Raw genomic sequence first — 17,903 nt, 5'->3', positions numbered from 1 at the left:
GATCTCCCAGGGCTCAGGCCGCACGTTGCGGGGTGTGGAGGCGCTTGTTGGCCTGGGCCAGCTTGCCCACCAGGCGGATGGCGGTGGCGGCGCAGATCAGGCCGAAGGGCAGCACATACCAGGCGCTCATGGGGATGCGTTTGAAATTGGAATAGGCAAAGATCGCCGCCAGCACCCACATACCGGTGACATGCAGGCGTTTCCAGGCCTTGAAACCGATCAGGCGCGTGGTGCTTTTGAATGAGGTCAGGGCCAGCAACAGGATGAACACGTAGCCCACGGTGCCGGGCACGTTGCCGAGGGTGGTGCGGCCGGGCCAGAACTCGGTGTTGAGCTGGCCGTAGCTGTAGATCAGTACCGCGTGGACCAGATGGGAGAAGGCAAAGGCCAGCCCGATGAAGCGTCGTTCACGCACCAGCGACCGGCTCAGGGGCGCGGGAACCAGTACCGCGAAGGCCGAGGCGGTGAAGGCCAGCAGGAACAAGGCGAAGGACGAGCGAGCCGTGGCGCGAATGGCACTGCGTACGCCTTCGGTCAGGTCCGGATTGAGGACCAGGATCAACCCGGTCATCAGCAGCACCAGGGCGGCGAGCAGGCTGAACAGCGACCAACCCTGGAAACGAAAGGGGGATGCAGTTGCGGTAGGCATGTAAAGGCTCCTTGGATGTCTAGGCCCGGTCGTGATAGTCGCCGGGGATACGAGGGAGTCTTTCAAGCCGGTGTAAGTGGGGTGTGTCCGCAATGCAGGACTGTGCAAGTTTGTGTATGCCGATTAGCCGCAGACACACTGGCATACAAACCCGCATCCAATTAAATACCCAACCCCTGTGGGAGCGAGCCTGCTCGCGATGGCGTCAGGTCAGTTGAATGGATGCCGGCAGACACACCGCTATCGCGAGCAGGCTCGCTCCCACAGGGGGATTGGGTGAAGCATCAATATTTGTAGCGCCCCGGAACAGTGTGGGAGCGAGCCTGCTCGCGATGGCGCCAGGTCAGTTGAATGAGTGCAGGCTGACACACCGCTATCGCGAGCAAGCTGAACTCCCACAAGAGGCTGTGTCAGCTTGCGAATGCCAGGCGCAACTCGGCGCACAGGCCGCCGCCGTCGCGGTTGCTCAGGGTCAGTGAGCCGCCCATGGCGATCGCCAATTGCTGGGCGATGGCCAAGCCCAGGCCGGTGCCGCCGGTTTCCCGGTTGCGCGAGCTCTCCACCCGGTAGAACGGCTTGAGCACCTCGGCCAGCTCCTGCTCGCTGATGCCGGGGCCATGGTCCAGCACCTGGATCGCCAGTTGCCCGTTGTCGGTCTGTTGCACCTGGATCTGCGCTGCGCCGCCGAATTTCAAGGCGTTGTCCACCAGGTTGACCAGCACCCGGCGCAAGGCATGGGGGCGGGTGTCGATCACGGCGGCGTTTTTCCCGGACAGTTGCACGTCCTTGCCGGTGTCCTGGTAGTCGAACACCAGGCTGTCGAGAAATGCATCCAGGCTGATCCGGCAACTGGCCTCGGTGGCGCCGTGAATGCTACGGGCATAGGCCACGCCTTCACGCACCAGATGTTCCATTTCGCTCAAGTCGCTCCACAATTTGTCCCGTTCGATCCCTTCGTCCATGAATTCGGCGCGCAATTTCATGCGCGTGATGGGCGTCTGCAAGTCATGGGAAATCGCTGCCAGCAACTGCATGCGCTCCTTGAGGTAGGCGGCGATGCGGTCCTGCATGGCATTGAACGCCTTGGCCGCGTGCACCACTTCGGTCGGGCCTTTTTCGTCCAGGCGCACGCTATGGGCGTTCGGGTCGAGGGTTTCCACCGCCTGGGCCAGCCGGGTCAGGGGACCGACGGCGATGCGCACGGCCAGCCAGGTGCAGCCGATCAGCAGCGCCAACTGCCCCAGCAACACCATCGGCAGCCAGGGAGAGAGGGGTGTCATCGCCGGGCGTACGTCGATGGTCAGCGGGCTGCCGTCCCTCAGGCGCAAATGCGCCTGATAGTGCATTTGCGGCCCGGGGATCTGTTGGAAGGTCAGGCCATAGGCCTGCCCGATGGCTTCCTGGATCGAACTGACCGAGATCGGCGCGTCGGCCAGGTCCATCGGTTGGCCGGGCTGGCCTTCACCGAGCAGGTAGCCGTAGTTGCGCCGGGCGAGTTTTGGCAGCCAGGCCGGGCGCTCGGCGGCAGGCAGGCGGTCGAGAATGGCGACGGAGGTCGAGACGTCGGTTTCCAGGTTGCCGAGCATGGTCGATCTGGCGCTCTGGTAGCGCTCGTAGTACTGGACGCCGAAGGACAGCCCCTGGGCCAGGATCAGGCCGATCAGGAAGATCAGCGACAGCCGGGAGGCGAGCGTCCGCGGCCAGCGCAGCGACAGGCTCATACCGATGCCTCAAGGATCTCCACCGGCAGCGAGAACACGTAGCCTTCGCTGCGCACGGTCTTGATGTAGGCCGGCTCCCGGGCATCGTCCAACAGACGCTGGCGCAGGCGGCTGACCAGCAGGTCGATGGAACGATCGAACAGGTCGGCGTCCCGGCCCTGGGTCAGGTTAAGCAATTGGTCGCGGTTGAGCACCCGTTGCGGATGGTCGAGAAACACCCGCAGCAAACGATATTCGGCGCCGCTCAAGGCCACCATGGTGCCGTCAGTGTCCAGCAGGTGGCGGGCGGTGGTGTCCAGGCGCCAGCGCCCGAACGCCAGCAGGCGACCGCTTTCGGTGACCACCAGGTTGGGCGGCAGCATGCGGGTGCGGCGCAGCACGGCATTGATGCGCGCCAGCAGCTCGCGGGCGGCGAAGGGCTTGACCAGGTAATCGTCGGCGCCCATCTCCAGGCCGATGATGCGGTCGGTCTCGTCGTTGCGGGCGGTGAGCATCAGCACCGGCGTGGCCTTGTGCTTGCCGGCACGCAGTTCCCGACACAGCACCAGGCCATCATCGCCGGGCATCATGATGTCCAGCACGATCAGGTCCACCGGGGTGGTTTCCAGGAAGGCGCGCATCTGCCGGCCATCGGCAACCACGGTGGTGCGCAGGCCGTTCTTTTTCAGGTAATTGCCAACCAGCTCTCTGATCTCGCGATCGTCATCCACTATCAACACGTGATCGACATGATCCATGGTGTTCAGCCCCCTCGGCGTTTCGTTGTGATCAGTCTACAGACGCCGGCCGGCCCGGCTCGCGACGGTTTGTATTGCAGTGTATCTGTCGCGCGGTGGATACACAGCGATGCAAAAAGCCCCCTGGCTCGATACAGGCGCGATACCTGCGCGGCATTCAATGGCACCCATCGAGGCGACACAACAGGCCTCGGCAGATAAACACCCATTGAATCGAGGAATCGCCATGAACACCAAAGCCATCTACGCCGCCTGCCTCTTCGCTGCACTGAATATTTGTACGCTGTCGGCCCGGGCCGAAAGCAACGTGCCGGCGCAAACCTACACCTACGGCACCCACCTGGACATCCAGAAAGTGCTCTCCCTTAGCGAAGACGCCCAGCCGACCTGCGGTGTGGTCAACGCCCACATGACCTATCTGGACTCCACGGGCCACAAGCAAGCGCTGAACTATCGCAAGCTTTCCGATAACTGCAGCAACCAGAACTGACCTGTTTTTGTGGCGAGGGAGCTTGCTCCCGCTGGGGCGCGAAGCGGCCCCCTGTATGGGTCTGACACACCGTGTTGTCAGTCACTTTCGGGGCCGCTTCGCAGCCCAGCGGGAGCAAGCTCCCTCGCCACAGGGTTTGCGTCGGCCTTTTATAGTGAGGTATTGCCATGCTTCTGATCGCTTTTCTCGGCGGGATCCTGACGATCCTCAGCCCCTGTATTCTTCCGGTGGTGCCGTTTCTGTTCGCCCGGGCCGATCGCTCTCGCGGCTCGGTGCTGCTGACCCTCGGCGGCATGGTGCTGACGTTTGCCCTGGTCTCCAGCCTGGCGGTGGTCAGCAGCGAGTGGGTGGTGCGCGCCAGCAGCGTCGGCCGGCAAGTCGCCTTGGCGGTGATGGTGGTGTTCGCCTTGTCGCTGATCTTCAGCCGGGTCGGAACCTGGCTGGCTCGGCCGCTGGTCAGCCTGGGCAATCGCCTGGACGCCGGTGCCGGGCGCATGGCCGGACCGGTGGCGTCAGTGCTGATCGGGGTGGCCACCGGGCTGCTCTGGGCTCCGTGCGCCGGACCGATACTCGGAGTGATCCTGACCGGCGCCATGTTGCAAGGCGCCAGCACACAAACCAGCCTGCTGTTGCTCGCCTACGGCCTGGGCAGTGCCTTGTCCCTGGGGACGTTGATCCTGGCAGGGCGGGGACTGGTCGGTCGCCTGAAACTCTCGCTGCCGATCACCACCTGGCTGCGCCGGGGAACGGGAGTGGTGGTGTTGCTGGCGGCCGTGGCGATTGGCACCGGGACGGATGACCGGTTGTTGGCGGCGACTTCATCTCAACAGTCGACCACCTTGGAAAAAAGCTTGCTGGAAAACGTGCCCAAGGCCATCGACTATGTGGTGAGCAAGGCCGGGGCGAGTTCCATGCCGACCCTCGAATCCCAGGGCACCATGCCCGCGTTGGACGGTGCGGTGCAGTGGTTGAACTCGCCGCCGCTGAGCAGCGAGTCACTGCGGGGCAAGGTGGTGCTGGTGGATTTCTGGACCTATGACTGCATCAACTGCCAACACACCTTGCCCTATGTGAACGGTTGGGCGAAGAAGTATGAAAAGGACGGGCTGGTGGTGATCGGCGTCCATACCCCGGAATACGGCTACGAGAAGATCATCGACAACGTGCGCGAGCAGGTGCGCAAGCTGGACATCCACTACCCGGTGGCGATCGACAATCAGTATGCGATCTGGCGTGCCTTCAACAACCAGTATTGGCCAGCCCATTACTTCATCGATGCCAAGGGGCAGGTGCGCTACAGCCACTTTGGCGAGGGACGTTATGACGAGCAGGAGCAGGTGATCCAGCAACTGCTGCAGGAAGCGAAGGCGGGCTGATGAACCGTGGCGAGGGAGGTTGTCCGCTGCTTATCTGACATATCGAGTTGTCAGTGCTTTCTTGGGGGCTGCTTCGCAGCCCAGCGGGAGCAAGCTCCCTCGCCACAGGATAGGTATTTTTCATTAAAGTTGTTTTATTTCAATTTGTTAGTCATTTTCTCTCTACCATTTTCTAGATTTTCGCGTCACTAGGGTAGGTAGTTGGAATTCAATTTAAATTTGTTTATTTTCAATAAGTTAATCTAATAACCTCTACCTGTTTGTAGGATGGCTATCGCCTGGGCAGCCATTGCAGTGGATGAAGGCAAGCCAATACCCGTGGCGAGGGAGCTTGCTCCCGCTGGGCTGCGAAGCGGCCCCAGGAACGCAACGCCAACGCGGCGTGCCAGGCAGATAGGGGGCCTGTTCAAATGCTGGCCCCTTGCTCATTTGTATACGGTCAAACTTCTTTCCTTTCAGAAAGTTGGGCGACAAACCTATGCGTATTTCTATGTGGGTCGTAACGACGTTTCTCCTGGCCGCCGTCTCGCTTGAGGCCCAGGCCAGGGCGCTGACGCAGAACCAGCAATCGGTGTGCCGCTGGGGTTCGGACATTGCGGCGGGCGCGCAGGCGTCGAAGCTGTCTGGCGTCAGCCTGTACGGCGCGCGGAAGAAGCTGCAAGTGCGCAAGTTTCCCCGGCCCTGGATGCGCATGACCGCCCTGGGCATTACCGAGCAGACCTACAACAGCGCCTCGCGCCTCAAGCCGGTCGCGGTCAAGCAGACCTACTACGAACAATGTGTCCGGCATGAACTGGCGCGACGATAGGTTCTCAGGCGGGGCTGCGGCCAGGCATTTCGATGCCGTGCTGGTGCACCCGTCGATACAGGGTCGCCCGGGAAATGCCCAGGGCCCGGGCGGCGGCGGTGGGTTTCCAGCGATGGCGCACCAACGCATCGAGCAAAGCCTGGCGTTCCGGGCTGGCGCTTGGCTCCGGCCCATGATCGGTGGCGTCGGCGCTGTGCATTGATTCGGGCAGGTGGCTGAGTTGGATCACGCTGGCTTCGCACACCGCGCAGGCATAGCGCAGCACATGGCGCAACTGGCGGACATTGCCCGGCCAGTGGTAACCGAGCAGACATTCCAGGGCTGCGCCGCTCAATTGCACCGTTTCTCCGCACAGCGCTGACTCCTCGACAAGAATCCGATTGATCAGCGCCAACCGATCGCTGCGTTCGCGCAACGGTGGCAGTTGGAAGCGTGCGCCACCCAAGCGGAAATACAGGTCCTCGCGAAACTCGCCGGCGGCCACCAGTGTTTCCAGGTCGCGGTGGGTGGCGCAGATCACCTGGATGTCCACGGCCTTGCGGCGCGATGCCCCCAGCGGCGCCACTTCACCCTCGGCCAGTACCCGCAGCAGGCGGGTCTGCAAGGCCAGCGGCATGTCACCGATTTCATCCAGGAACAAGGTACCGCCATCGGCCTGTTGCAACAGGCCCTGCATGCCTTTGGCCGAGGCGCCGGTGAAAGCGCCGGCGACGTAGCCGAACAATTCGCTCTCGATCAGGCTTTCGGGAATGGCGGCGCAGTTCAACGCCACGAATGGACGATCACGACGCTGGCTGGCCTGGTGCAACTGGCGGGCGAAGACTTCCTTGCCGGAACCGGTTTCGCCCTGGATCAGCACCGGCAGGTTGCGATCCTTGACCCGCACCGCCAGACGCAGGCTGTCGGCCAGGCGCGGGTCGATCTCGGACGGGTTCAGCGCAACCCGCGGACGCGTACTGGCCCGATGGCGTGGCGCGCTCAAGCGGCCATGCATGGCGTGGTCGAGCGGGCAGAGGCTTTCGTCCCGGGCACGGTGCAGCAGTTGCTGGTCGAACACCTGGCCGATGTGTTGCGGCAACTGCCCGTAATGTTGCAGCAGGTACTGGCGGGCGGCGGGGTTCAGGGCTTGCAGGCAGCCGTCGTCGTCCCAGGCGAACAGGAAGTCCGGCTGGCTGTCGACGTAGCCGGGGTTGCGATGGGCCCGCAGCACCCAGTAGCCCTGGGCGCTGCTCATGAAAAACGCCTGTTCGATCTCTCGGGCGCTCTGTACCACCATTTGCCGTATCAGGTGCTGCGAGCGTCGATCGTCCGGCGAGCGCACCGCCGAGACGTCCAATACCCCGAGCAATTCACCCTGGGGGTCGAACACCGGCGCGGCGGAGCAGGTCAGGCCAATGAACGCCGCGCGGAAATGGTCGCGCTTGTGCACCGTCACCGGGGCCTTGGCCGTGAGCACCGCCGCCACGCCACAGGTGCCTTCTTCGCCCTCCGACCAACAGGTGCCCAGGTACAAGCCGGCCTTGCGGCAGTCGTTGCGGATCGTGGTTTCCACTCGATAGTCGATGGTCTGGCCCTGGGCATCGGTCAGTAGCACGCAGTAGTCGGCATCGCGCACTCGGCCATGCAGGCGGGCGACTTCTTCGCTGGCGATATTGAGGAACAGCTCGGAGCGTTCGCGGCATTGCTTGAGCACGTCCTGGGACAGGATGCGCGGACCCTGCAACGAACCGGGGTCCAGGTGATGTTGCTCCAGGGACCGGCGCCAGGAATCGAGGATCAGGTCCGGGACGGGCAGTTGTGGCAATTGGTTCGCGTTTTTCACCACGCGACTGACGCAATCCACGTGCGCCCGGGAGTGAGCGGAAAGCATAGGGGCCTCCGATTCAGCTTCTTATCGTTGTGCGCACATTAAGCGCCGTTCGCCGGGGACAGACAAGCTCGACCGGTTGTTCGGCCCGTGTGAGACGCCACGTCTCAGGGTCTCGCCGAAGCCTCGTGCAACCTGACATGGAGCGTCTCACCAGAGCTCGCTCCGCTGCATTGAACAAACCGATGGGACCGCTCTGGTCCGGGCTTTTCGAAGACTTTTTTCGTTACTGGCACCGCCCTTGCTCTACCTCTGCAACCCGCTCGACGGGGCATCCAATAATAACAACGAGGTGCCTATGTTTTCCTGCCCAGGGTCTGGCTGCCCAGACCGTTCGCCTATCCCCGCCACGGTGGCGCCATGAGTCGCCGGCCACTGACCGTGGGCATCATCGCCAACCCCGCCTCGGGCCGTGACGTGCGGCGCCTGACCGCCAATGCCGGGCTGTTTTCCAGCACCGACAAGGTCTCGGTGATCCAGCGCCTGCTGGCCGCGTTCGGCGCCACCGGCATCGAGCAGGTGTTGATGCCCACCGACATGATCGGCATGGCCGCCGCCGTGCTGAAGAACAGCCACAGCCGGCAGGCCCGCAGCAGCCATTGGCCGGCCCTGGAGTTCCTCGACCTGACCCTGCGCCAGACCGTCGAAGACACTCGTCGGGCCGCGCGGCTGATGGCCGAACGCGAGGTGGCGCTGATCGCCGTGCTCGGCGGCGATGGCACTCACAAGGCGGTGGCCGCCGAAGTGGGAGACATCCCGTTGCTGACTCTGTCCACCGGCACCAATAACGCCTTTCCTGAATTGCGCGAGGCCACCAGTGCCGGACTGGCCGGCGGGTTGTACGCCAGCGGACGGATACCGACGCAGATCGGTCTGCGACGTAACAAGCGCCTGCTGGTCTGCGATGCCGGCCGTGGCTTGCGCGAAGTCGCCTTGGTGGACGTGGCCGTGTCGCCGCTGCGCTTTGTCGGCGCCCGGGCCATCAGCCGGGCACAGGACCTGGCCGAAGTGTTCGTGACCTTCGCCGAGCCGCAATCCATCGGCCTGTCGGCGCTGTGCGGGTTGTGGTTCCCGGTGTCACGCCAGGCACCGGGTGGTGCCTGGATGCGCCTGGACCCGCAATCGCCCGAAGCGCTGTTGGTGCCACTGGCTCCCGGCCTGTTGCAAGGCTGTGGCGTGCTCGCCGCCGGCCCCTTGGAACCCGGCGTCGCCCACGGCCTGTCGCTCTCCAGCGGCACACTGGCCCTGGATGGCGAGCGGGAAATCGAATTCAACGTCCATGACCGGCCCACGGTCACCCTCGATGCCGGCGGCCCGCTGAGCATCGATGTCAATGCGGTACTGGCCTACGCCGCGCAACAGCGTTTGTTGGCCATTGGCCGTGAACACCCGCAACACCCTCTGAATCTTCAAGAAGACACCTCGGGAGAATAAAAATGTCGACACCGCTCACCCACGATCAATTGCTGCACGCCTACCAGGTGATGCGCACCATCCGCGCTTTCGAAGAGCGCTTGCACGTGGAGTTCGCCACCGGCGAGATTCCCGGTTTCGTCCACTTGTATGCCGGCGAAGAAGCGTCGGCCGCCGGCGTCATGGCCCACCTGGGCGATGACGATTGCATCGCGTCCAACCACCGTGGCCACGGCCATTGCATCGCCAAGGGCGTGGATGTCTACGGGATGATGGCCGAGATCTACGGCAAGAAAACCGGCGTCTGCCAAGGCAAGGGCGGCTCGATGCACATCGCCGATTTCGAGAAAGGCATGCTCGGTGCCAACGGCATCGTCGGTGCCGGCGCGCCTCTGGTGGTCGGCGCTGCCCTGGCGGCCCGGCTCAAGGGCACCGACAGCGTCGCTGTGGTGTTCTTCGGTGACGGCGGCTCCAACGAGGGCGCGGTGTTCGAAGCCATGAACATGGCCTCGGTGTGGAACCTGCCGTGCCTGTTCATCGCCGAGAACAACGGCTACGCCGAAGCCACCGCTTCCAATTGGTCGGTGGCCTGCGATCACATCGCCGACCGCGCCGCCGGGTTCGGCATGCCTGGGGTGACGGTGGATGGCTTTGACTTCTTCGCCGTCCACGAAGCCGCCGGGGCTGCTGTCGAACGCGCCCGTGCCGGGGAAGGGCCGTCGCTGATCGAGGTCAAGCTGACGCGCTACTACGGCCACTTCGAGGGCGACGCCCAGACTTACCGGGCCCCCGATGAGGTCAAGCATTTCCGCGAGAACCAGGACTGCCTGATGCAGTTCCGTGAGCGCACCACCCGGGCCGGGCTGCTGTCGGCCGAGCAGTTGGACCAGATCGATAAGGAAGTGGAGCAACTGATCGAAAACGCCGTGTACAAGGCCAAGTCCGATCCCAAGCCCACCGCGGCGGACCTGCTCACTGACGTCTACGTCTCCTATCCCTGAACGCCCTTTATAAAACAAGAATAGAGAATCCCATCATGGCGAGAAAAATCAGCTATCAGCAGGCAATCAACGAGGCCCTGGCCCAGGAAATGCGCCGCGACTCCAGCGTCTTCATCATGGGCGAGGACGTGGCTGGCGGTGCCGGCGCGCCTGGTGAAAACGACGCCTGGGGCGGTGTGCTTGGTGTCACCAAGGGCCTTTACGACCAGTTCCCCGGCCGCGTGCTCGACACGCCGCTGTCGGAAATCGGTTACGTCGGTGCGGCTGTGGGAGCCGCCACCTGCGGCGTGCGTCCGGTGTGCGAACTGATGTTCGTCGACTTCGCCGGGTGCTGCCTGGACCAGATCCTCAACCAGGCGGCGAAGTTTCGCTACATGTTCGGCGGCAAGGCCTCCACGCCCCTGGTGATCCGCACCATGGTCGGTGCCGGCCTGCGCGCCGCCGCCCAGCATTCGCAGATGCTCACATCCTTGTGGACGCACATTCCGGGGCTGAAAGTGGTGTGCCCGTCATCGCCTTACGATGCCAAGGGCTTGCTGATCCAGGCGATCCGCGACAACGACCCGGTGATCTTCTGCGAGCACAAGTTGCTCTACAGCATGCAGGGCGAGGTGCCCGAAGAGCTCTACACCATTCCCTTCGGCGAGGCCAATTTCCTGCGTGACGGCAAGGACGTGACCCTGGTGTCGTACGGGCGCATGGTCAACACCGCCATGGACGCCGCGCGCAGCCTGGCTGGGCGTGGCATCGACTGTGAAGTCATCGACTTGCGCACCACCAGCCCGATGGACGAGGACAGCATCCTCGAAAGCGTCGAGAAGACCGGGCGCCTGGTGGTGATCGACGAGGCCAACCCACGCTGTTCCATGGCCACCGATGTTTCGGCCCTGGTGGCGCAAAAAGCCTTTGGCGCGCTCAAGGCCCCGATTGAGATGGTCACCGCACCGCATACCCCGGTGCCGTTCTCCGATTCGCTGGAAGACCTGTACATCCCCGACGCGGCGAAGATCGAGCAAGCCGTGCTCAACGTGATCGAGTGGAGCAAGCGCTGATGAGCCAGATTCATACCCTGACCATGCCCAAGTGGGGCCTGTCGATGACCGAGGGCCGGGTCGATACCTGGCTCAAGGAGGAGGGCCAGGCCATCACCAAGGGTGATGAAGTGATGGACGTGGAAACCGACAAGATTTCCAGCAGTGTCGAAGCGCCGTTTTCCGGAATCCTGCGCCGACAGATTGCCCGGCAGGACGAAACCCTGGCGGTCGGCGCCTTGCTCGGGATTGTCGTTGAGGGCGAAGCCAGTGACGCCGAGATCGATGCGGTTATCGAGCAGTTCCAATCAACTTTTGTCCCCGGTGACGCGGCCGATGAAGACAGCGGACCGAAACCGCAGAAAGTCGAGTTGGACGGGCGGGTCATCCGTTATTTCGAGCGTGGCGAGGGCGGCACGCCGCTGTTGCTGGTACATGGTTTCGGTGGCGACCTGAACGGTTGGTTATTCAACCATGAAGCACTGGCAGCCGGGCGTCGGGTCATTGCCCTGGACCTGCCGGGCCATGGCGAGTCCTCGAAAACCCTGCAACGCGGTGATCTGGACGAGCTGAGCGGCGTGGTGCTGGGCCTGCTCGATCACCTCGACATCAACGCTGTGCATCTGGTGGGGCATTCCATGGGTGGGGCGGTGTCGCTGAACGCCGCGCGCCTGATGCCCCAGCGAGTCCGCTCGCTGACCTTGATCGGCAGCGCCGGGCTGGGCGCGCAGATCAATGGCAGCTACCTGGAAGGTTTCGTCGAAGCCGCCAACCGCAACGCCCTCAAGCCGGCACTGGTGCAACTGTTCTCCAATGCCGAACTGGTCAACCGCCAGATGCTCGACGACATGCTCAAGTACAAGCGCCTGGAGGGGGTGGACGCTGCGCTGCGGCAACTGTCAGCGACGCTCTTCAAGGACGGTCACCAGCAGGTGGACCTGCGCGAGGTCGTGCAGGCCGGCCACGTACCGACGCTGGTGATCTGGGGCAGCGACGACGCAATCATCCCGGTGGCCCACAGCGAAGGGTTGAGTGCCCAGGTCGAAGTGCTTTCCGGCCAGGGCCACATGGTGCAAATGGAAGCAGCCGAGCAGGTCAACCGGCTGATCCTCGGGTTCATCGAACAGCGCTGATCAAGCGGGCGGCGAGGTGGTTCGTCGCCCCGACAAACTTCTGGAGGCAACGTCATGAACGTTTCAATCAAGCCTACCCGCAGCATGCGCGCCGCCGTCTGGCATGGCCGCAACGACATCCGCGTCGAAGACGTGCCACTGCCGGTTTCGCCGCCCGCCGGTTGGGTGCAGATCCGTGTGCAATGGTGCGGTATCTGCGGCTCCGACCTGCATGAATACGTGGCCGGGCCGGTGTTCATTCCGGTGGACGCGCCGCACCCGCTGACCGGGATCAAGGGCCAGTGCATCCTCGGTCATGAGTTCTGCGGCGAGATCGTCGAACTGGGGGCCGGCGTCGAAGGCTTCAGTGTCGGTGAGCCGGTGGCGGCTGATGCCTGCCAGCACTGCGGCACCTGCTATTACTGCACCCATGGGCTGTACAACATCTGCGAGAACCTGGCCTTCACCGGGCTGATGAACAACGGTGCATTTGCCGAACTGGTCAACGTACCGGCCAATTTGCTCTACAAGTTGCCTGCTGATTTTCCGGCCGAGGCCGGTGCGTTGATCGAGCCGTTGGCGGTGGGGATGCACGCGGTGAAGAAGGCCGGCAGCCTGTTGGGCCAGAACGTGGTGGTGGTTGGCGCCGGTACGATAGGGCTGTGCACCATCATGTGCGCCAAGGCTGCCGGCGCGGCCCAGGTGATCGCCCTGGAAATGTCCGGGGCACGCAAGGCCAAGGCCCTGGAGGTCGGGGCCAGTCATGTGATCGATCCGAACGAATGCGACGCTCTGGCCGAAGTCCGCCGCCTGACCGGTGGCCTGGGGGCCGATGTCAGTTTCGAATGCATCGGCAACAAGCACACCGCGAAACTGGCCATCGACCTGATCCGCAAGGCCGGCAAATGTGTATTGGTGGGGATCTTCGAGGAGCCCAGCGAATTCAATTTCTTCGAGCTGGTGTCCACTGAGAAGCAGGTGCTCGGCGCGTTGGCCTACAACGGCGAGTTTGCCGATGTGATCGCTTTCATCGCCGATGGGCGCCTGGACATCTCGCCACTGGTGACCGGCCGCATCCAGCTGGAGCAGATTGTCGGCCAGGGCTTTGAGGAACTGGTCAACAACAAGGAGCACAACGTGAAAATCATCGTGTCTCCCGCACGGATCTGAGAGCGCCCGGGTGGGCGATTTGGCGATGGTCGGCAGCGGCCATCGCATTTTTTCACACGGAGTATCGATTCAGTCAGGTAGATAGTCCCGCCAGACATGCCCTTCGTTGAGCCGCAGTTGTCGTTCTTCCTGTTGCCGGAACGGGCGGTCGCAATCGAGGAAAAATTCATCGAGCTGCGGCGGCTTGATGCCGGTGCCACTGAGCATCCCGTGGACTTGGCCACGGTGGTGGATCTGGTGTTCGAACAGGTGCAGCAACAGCCGGTCGATCCGCTCACGCACCACGCCGTCCACGCGTACCAGCTCAACGCAGCGGGCGAGGTCTCTTTCTCGCAGGCTTTCGCACAATGCCAGCAGTTGCCGGTCGGCTCGGGTTTGGCTTTCCTTCAGTTGGGCAAACGCCAAGGTTTCGGAAAAGTCCTTGATCTGGCCGTCCCGGTCACCTTCCAGAGCGGTCAGGTAATAGCGGTCCACTTCCAGAATATGGCAGAGCGTGCCTTGTATGGATGGGAAGAACGCCGTGCGCGGCGCCGCGTATTCGGCTTCGCTCAACTGCGCGCAGGCAGTGAGCAGTCGGTGATTGGCCCACTGATTGTTCAGGGCCTGGGCCAGGAAATAGTTCATGGGACACCTTGAATCCCTGTGGGAGCGAGCTTGCTCGCGATGATGGCGGCACATCCAGCATAGTCGATTCAGACAGACCGCTATCGCGAGCAGGCTCGCTCCCACAGTTTTATTGCGTGTGTTCACGATTCGGTATTCACCACCAATCCTGTGGGAGCGGGCTTGCTCGCGAAGACGGCGGCACATGCAGCATAGTCATATCAGACAGACCGCTTTCGCGAGCAAGCCCGCTCCCACACAGGGTGCCCTTGCTTCAGGGGGAAGTCCTAAAGCCCCACATCCGGCAACATCGGCCGATTCGCCAAAGCCTTGGCCATGATCTGCTCCACAAACAGCCGGTCCGCTTCCGGCAGGGCCAGGCGCGGCGGGCGGGTGAGGGCGCTGCCGCGGCCGGCGATGGCTTCGCACAGCTTGATGCATTGCACCAGGTCGGCGCGGGCGTCCAGGTGCAGGATCGGCATCAGCCATTCGTAGATCGGCATCGCTTCGGCAAAGCGCCCGGCGCGGGCCAGGCGGAAAATGGTCTCGCCTTCTTTCGGAAATACGTTGGACATGCCCGAGACCCAACCTTCGGCGCCCACGGCAAGGCTTTCCAGGACCACGTCGTCGAGACCTGCAAACAACACAAAACGGTCGCCGACTTCATTGCGTACGTCGATGAAGCGCCGGGTGTCGCCGGAGGAGTCCTTGAAACACACGACGTTGTCGCAATCAGCCAGGGAGATCAGGATGTCCGGGGTCACGTCGTTCTTATAGATCGGCGGGTTGTTGTAGACCATCAACGGCACGTCGGCATGCCGAGCGACGTAGCGGAAATGCTCGGCGGTCTCGAACGGCTTGGAGCCGTAGACCAGCGCCGGCATCAGCATCACTCCGTCGACCCCCACCTTGCGCACCGCGTTTGCGACCTTGGCCGCCTGCACGCTGGTGAACTCGGCCACGCCGCAGATCACCGGTACGCGGCCACGGGAGGCGTCCACCGCGACTTCGGTCACGGCGATCTTTTCCTCGGCGCTCAGGGAAGTGTTTTCCCCCACCGACCCGCAGACCACCAGGCCGGAAACGCCATCACGAATGACGTTGGAAATCACTTGGTGGGTTTTTTCCAGGTTGATGGAAAAATCATCGTTGAATTGGGTGGTGACGGCAGGGAAGACGCCGCTCCAGTTGATGCGTTTGCTCATGGTTGTCTCCGGTTGTTAATAGTGTTTTCTAGAGCCTGTAAACAAGTTCACTGCAACCCTGTGGCGAGGGGATTTATCCCCGCTGGGCTGCGAAGCAGCCCCCTGAGTCCCGATGGAACACCGAGTTGTCAGGTTTTAGGGCCGCTCCGCGCCCCAGCGGGGATAAATCCCCTCGCCACAGGGTTGTGTGTGAAAGTCATGCGCCAGGCCAGGTATCCGAAAGCCGATAGCCCTGCGGCCACGGATCGGCCGGGTCGAGCAACAGCTGATGGGTGCCGGTGATCCACGCGCGCCCGGCGATGCACGGATAAATCGCCGGGCGTCCGGCCACGTCGGTCAGCGAATCGATGCGGCAGTGGAATTCGGAGCCGATGATCGAGCGGCCGATAAAGCGTTCGCCGACTTGCATCAAACCTTTGGCGTGCAGTACCGCCATGCGCGCCGAGCAGCCGGTGCCGGTGGGGGAGCGGTCGATCTTGCCCGGCTGAATCACCACGGCATTGGCGCCAGTGGCGATGCCGTTTTCCTGGACGATGGGCGCGGCGATCTGGCAGAACGAGATGTGCGACCAGTCGGGGTTCAACGGATGGACAAAGCCCAGTTGTTCATTGGCGGCCCGGGTGATTTTCAAGCCCACGGCCACCAGCTCGGCGGCCTCGTCCGGGCGGATGGCGAAGCCCAGGCGCTGGGCGTCGACAATCACAAAACTGTCGCCGCCGTACGCCGTGTCCACCTGCAACGAGCCCAGGCCCTCGACTTCGATCCAGGCATCGAGGCGGTCGGCGAAGGAGGGCACATTCTTGATCTCGACCCGTTGCACCTTGCCGTCGCGGCAGTCGGCCACCGCTTCGATCAGGCCGCCCGGCGCTTCCAGCACCAAGCGGGTCTGGGGTTCGGTCATGGGCAGGATGCCGCTCTCCAGCAGCACGGTGGCGACGCACAACGAGTTGGAGCCGGACATCGGCGGGGTGTCGGCCGGCTCCATGATGATCCAGGCCATTTGCGCCCGTGGGTCCTTGGCCGGCACCAGCAGGTTGACGTGGCGGAATACGCCGCCACGGGGCTCGTTGAGGACGAAGTTGCGCAGGGTCTGGTCCTGGGCGATCCAGCGTGACTGCTCCCACACCGTGGCGCCGGGCGGTGGGGCAACGCCGCCGACGATCACGTCACCGACTTCGCCTTCGGCGTGGCAGCTCACTACATGGATGATTTTCGATGAGCGCATGAGTCAAATCCTTGTGTTGTCTGTTCGGGCCTCATCGCGGGCAAGCCTTGCTCCCACAGGGTTCTGTGGCGTACACAAAAACAGTGTGGGAGCGAGCCTGCTCGCGATGAGGCCATTCGCTATTTCACCGATTTAAGGAAAGCCGCCGTCTCCGGCTGCATCGGATTGCCAATCACCTGGTCCGGCGGCCCGATCTCATGGACCCGGCCGTTGCAGAAGAACGCCACGCGGTCGGACACGTCCCGGGCGAAGCGGATCTCGTGGGTCACCAGCACCATGGTCATGCCGTCTTCGGCGAGCATGCGCATGGTGTCCAGCACTTCGCCCACCAGCTGCGGATCCAGGGCCGAGGTGGCTTCGTCGAACAGCATGTAGTCCGGCGACATCGCCAGGGCCCGGGCGATGGCCATGCGTTGTTGCTGGCCGCCGGAAAGCTTGCCGGGGAAGGCCTTGAGCTTGTCCCCCAGGCCCACATGCTCAAGCTGCTTCACCGCCAGCGCCTCGGCGTCCTGTCGGCTCTTGCCCAGCACCTTGCGCGGCGCCAGCATCACGTTTTCCAGCACGGTCAGGTGGGGGAAGGCGTTCCATTGCTGGAACACGATGCCGATCTTCTGCCGCAGGCGATTGAGGTCGGTGGCGCGGTCATGGACCTCGATGCCGTCCACGCGGATGCTGCCTTTCTGGATCGGCTCCAGGCCGTTGATGCACATCAGCAGGGTCGACTTGCCCGAGCCGGAACCGCCGATGATCGACACCACTTCACCTTTGTCCACCGTCAGGCTCACACCCTTGACCACTTCCAGGTCACCGAAGGACTTGTGCACGTTTTCGATCTCAATCATTTTCCTGCCACCTTCTTTCCAGACGTGCGCCGAGGCGGGCGACCACCAGGCTCATGACGTAGTAAATGAGGCCCGCGATGCACAGCACCAGCAGGGGTTCCTGAATGCGCGTGACGATGGTTTGCGAAGCACGCAGCAATTCGACGATGCCGATCCACATCACCAGCGCGGTGTCTTTCATCACGCCCAGTACCAGGTTCAGCCAGCCGGGAAAGGCCACCCGCGTGGCAATCGGCAGGACGATGAAACGCAGGTCCTGCACATAGCTCAGGCCCAGTGACCGACTGGCCCGGCGGGTGCTCAACGGCACCGCCAGCACCCCACCGCGGACGATTTCGGTGAAGTACGCGGCGGCGTAGACCCCGAGGACGATGCAGCCCACCGCGAAGGCGCTGAGGTTCAGGCCGGCGATGCTCTTGAGGGAGTTGAACAGCACAAACTGGATCAGCAGCGGCACGCTGCGAAACGCGTCCAACACCCAGGCCAACGGCAGGCTGGCTCGCGGCAACAGGGCCCGCAACAGGCCGAACAGTAATCCGGCCAGGGTGCCCAGCAGGATCGACCAGGCGGTCAGTTGCAACGTGACCCAGGCCCCGTCCAGCAAGAACAACAGGTCGTTAACGGTGAGGCTTGTAGAGAACATGACCAACCCT

General features: G+C 63.1%; 17 protein-coding genes. 8 read left to right on the top strand and 9 right to left on the bottom strand.

Features of this window, described 5'->3' with window-relative positions; genetic code table 11:
• Positions 1-13: 13 nt before the first annotated feature.
• The 3 genes from DTP52_RS27555 to DTP52_RS27545 all read right to left on the bottom strand — a co-directional run bounded on the left by DTP52_RS27555 (position 14) and on the right by DTP52_RS27545 (position 3,107).
• Entirely contained in the window at positions 14-649 is a 636-nt protein-coding gene (locus DTP52_RS27555) for a ferric reductase-like transmembrane domain-containing protein (RefSeq protein ID WP_109756195.1), read from the bottom strand.
• Positions 650-1,059: 410 nt separating this feature from the next.
• Entirely contained in the window at positions 1,060-2,370 is a 1,311-nt protein-coding gene (locus DTP52_RS27550) for an ATP-binding protein (RefSeq protein ID WP_109756194.1), read from the bottom strand.
• Positions 2,367-3,107 carry a response regulator gene (locus DTP52_RS27545; protein WP_003202589.1) on the bottom strand — a complete coding sequence of 247 codons (741 nt, stop codon included), beginning with the start codon at positions 3,105-3,107 and terminating at the stop codon, positions 2,367-2,369. The genes DTP52_RS27550 and DTP52_RS27545 overlap by 4 nt, the downstream gene beginning before the upstream one ends.
• 226 nt (positions 3,108-3,333) lie before the next feature.
• Here DTP52_RS27545 and DTP52_RS27540 point away from each other — a divergent pair, with 226 nt between their 5' ends.
• From DTP52_RS27540 to DTP52_RS27530, 3 genes are all read left to right on the top strand, one after another.
• Positions 3,334-3,597 (top strand): DUF2790 domain-containing protein, encoded by a 264-nt coding sequence (locus DTP52_RS27540; RefSeq protein WP_109756193.1) that lies wholly within the window; start codon positions 3,334-3,336, stop codon positions 3,595-3,597.
• Positions 3,598-3,764: 167 nt separating this feature from the next.
• Positions 3,765-4,973 (top strand): cytochrome c biogenesis protein DipZ, encoded by a 1,209-nt coding sequence (locus tag DTP52_RS27535; RefSeq protein ID WP_109756192.1) that lies wholly within the window; start codon positions 3,765-3,767, stop codon positions 4,971-4,973.
• 478 nt (positions 4,974-5,451) lie between these two features.
• Positions 5,452-5,781 (top strand): hypothetical protein, encoded by a 330-nt coding sequence (locus tag DTP52_RS27530; RefSeq protein WP_046062717.1) that lies wholly within the window; start codon positions 5,452-5,454, stop codon positions 5,779-5,781.
• A gap of 4 nt (positions 5,782-5,785) precedes the next feature.
• Here DTP52_RS27530 and DTP52_RS27525 read toward each other — a convergent pair whose 3' ends face one another.
• Entirely contained in the window at positions 5,786-7,651 is a 1,866-nt protein-coding gene (locus tag DTP52_RS27525; protein ID WP_109756191.1) for a sigma-54-dependent Fis family transcriptional regulator, read from the bottom strand.
• A 357-nt stretch (positions 7,652-8,008) separates the two neighbouring features.
• Here DTP52_RS27525 and DTP52_RS27520 point away from each other — a divergent pair, with 357 nt between their 5' ends.
• The 5 genes from DTP52_RS27520 (at position 8,009) to DTP52_RS27500 (ending at position 13,375) form a co-directional block, all read left to right on the top strand.
• Positions 8,009-9,082: an ATP-NAD kinase family protein gene (locus DTP52_RS27520; RefSeq protein ID WP_109756190.1), complete on the top strand. Its 1,074-nt coding sequence runs from the start codon at positions 8,009-8,011 to the stop codon at positions 9,080-9,082.
• Positions 9,083-9,084: 2 nt separating this feature from the next.
• Positions 9,085-10,062, top strand: a complete 978-nt coding sequence (locus DTP52_RS27515) for a thiamine pyrophosphate-dependent dehydrogenase E1 component subunit alpha (RefSeq protein ID WP_109756189.1) — start codon at positions 9,085-9,087, stop codon at positions 10,060-10,062.
• Positions 10,063-10,097: 35 nt separating this feature from the next.
• Positions 10,098-11,114: an alpha-ketoacid dehydrogenase subunit beta gene (locus tag DTP52_RS27510; protein ID WP_109756188.1), complete on the top strand. Its 1,017-nt coding sequence runs from the start codon at positions 10,098-10,100 to the stop codon at positions 11,112-11,114.
• Positions 11,114-12,226, top strand: a complete 1,113-nt coding sequence (locus tag DTP52_RS27505; protein ID WP_109756187.1) for an acetoin dehydrogenase dihydrolipoyllysine-residue acetyltransferase subunit — start codon at positions 11,114-11,116, stop codon at positions 12,224-12,226. Before DTP52_RS27510 ends, DTP52_RS27505 begins: the two co-directional genes overlap by 1 nt.
• Positions 12,227-12,310: 84 nt before the next feature.
• Positions 12,311-13,375, top strand: a complete 1,065-nt coding sequence (locus DTP52_RS27500; protein ID WP_230152698.1) for a 2,3-butanediol dehydrogenase — start codon at positions 12,311-12,313, stop codon at positions 13,373-13,375.
• Between the two features lie 69 nt (positions 13,376-13,444).
• Here the strand turns inward: DTP52_RS27500 and DTP52_RS27495 are convergent, their stop codons facing one another.
• The 5 genes from DTP52_RS27495 to DTP52_RS27475 form a co-directional block, all read right to left on the bottom strand.
• Positions 13,445-13,999 (bottom strand): DinB family protein, encoded by a 555-nt coding sequence (locus DTP52_RS27495; RefSeq protein ID WP_109756186.1) that lies wholly within the window; start codon positions 13,997-13,999, stop codon positions 13,445-13,447.
• Positions 14,000-14,265: 266 nt separating this feature from the next.
• Positions 14,266-15,183, bottom strand: a complete 918-nt coding sequence (locus DTP52_RS27490; RefSeq protein WP_109756185.1) for a dihydrodipicolinate synthase family protein — start codon at positions 15,181-15,183, stop codon at positions 14,266-14,268.
• 196 nt (positions 15,184-15,379) lie between these two features.
• On the bottom strand, positions 15,380-16,408 hold the full coding sequence (locus tag DTP52_RS27485) for a proline racemase family protein (protein ID WP_109756184.1): 1,029 nt from the start codon (positions 16,406-16,408) through the stop codon (positions 15,380-15,382).
• A gap of 119 nt (positions 16,409-16,527) precedes the next feature.
• Complete coding sequence (locus DTP52_RS27480) at positions 16,528-17,250, bottom strand: amino acid ABC transporter ATP-binding protein (protein ID WP_109756183.1); 723 nt, start codon at positions 17,248-17,250, stop codon at positions 16,528-16,530.
• Positions 17,243-17,893, bottom strand: a complete 651-nt coding sequence (locus DTP52_RS27475) for an amino acid ABC transporter permease (RefSeq protein ID WP_109756182.1) — start codon at positions 17,891-17,893, stop codon at positions 17,243-17,245. Before DTP52_RS27475 ends, DTP52_RS27480 begins: the two co-directional genes overlap by 8 nt.
• Positions 17,894-17,903: the final 10 nt, after the last annotated feature.

Origin of the sequence: Pseudomonas sp. 43mfcvi1.1 (genome assembly GCF_900115935.1) — a bacterium.
Classification (GTDB): domain Bacteria; phylum Pseudomonadota; class Gammaproteobacteria; order Pseudomonadales; family Pseudomonadaceae; genus Aquipseudomonas; species Aquipseudomonas bijieensis.
The sequence above is the reverse complement of the archived record's forward strand: the minus strand, read 5'-3'. Positions and strand labels throughout refer to the sequence as shown.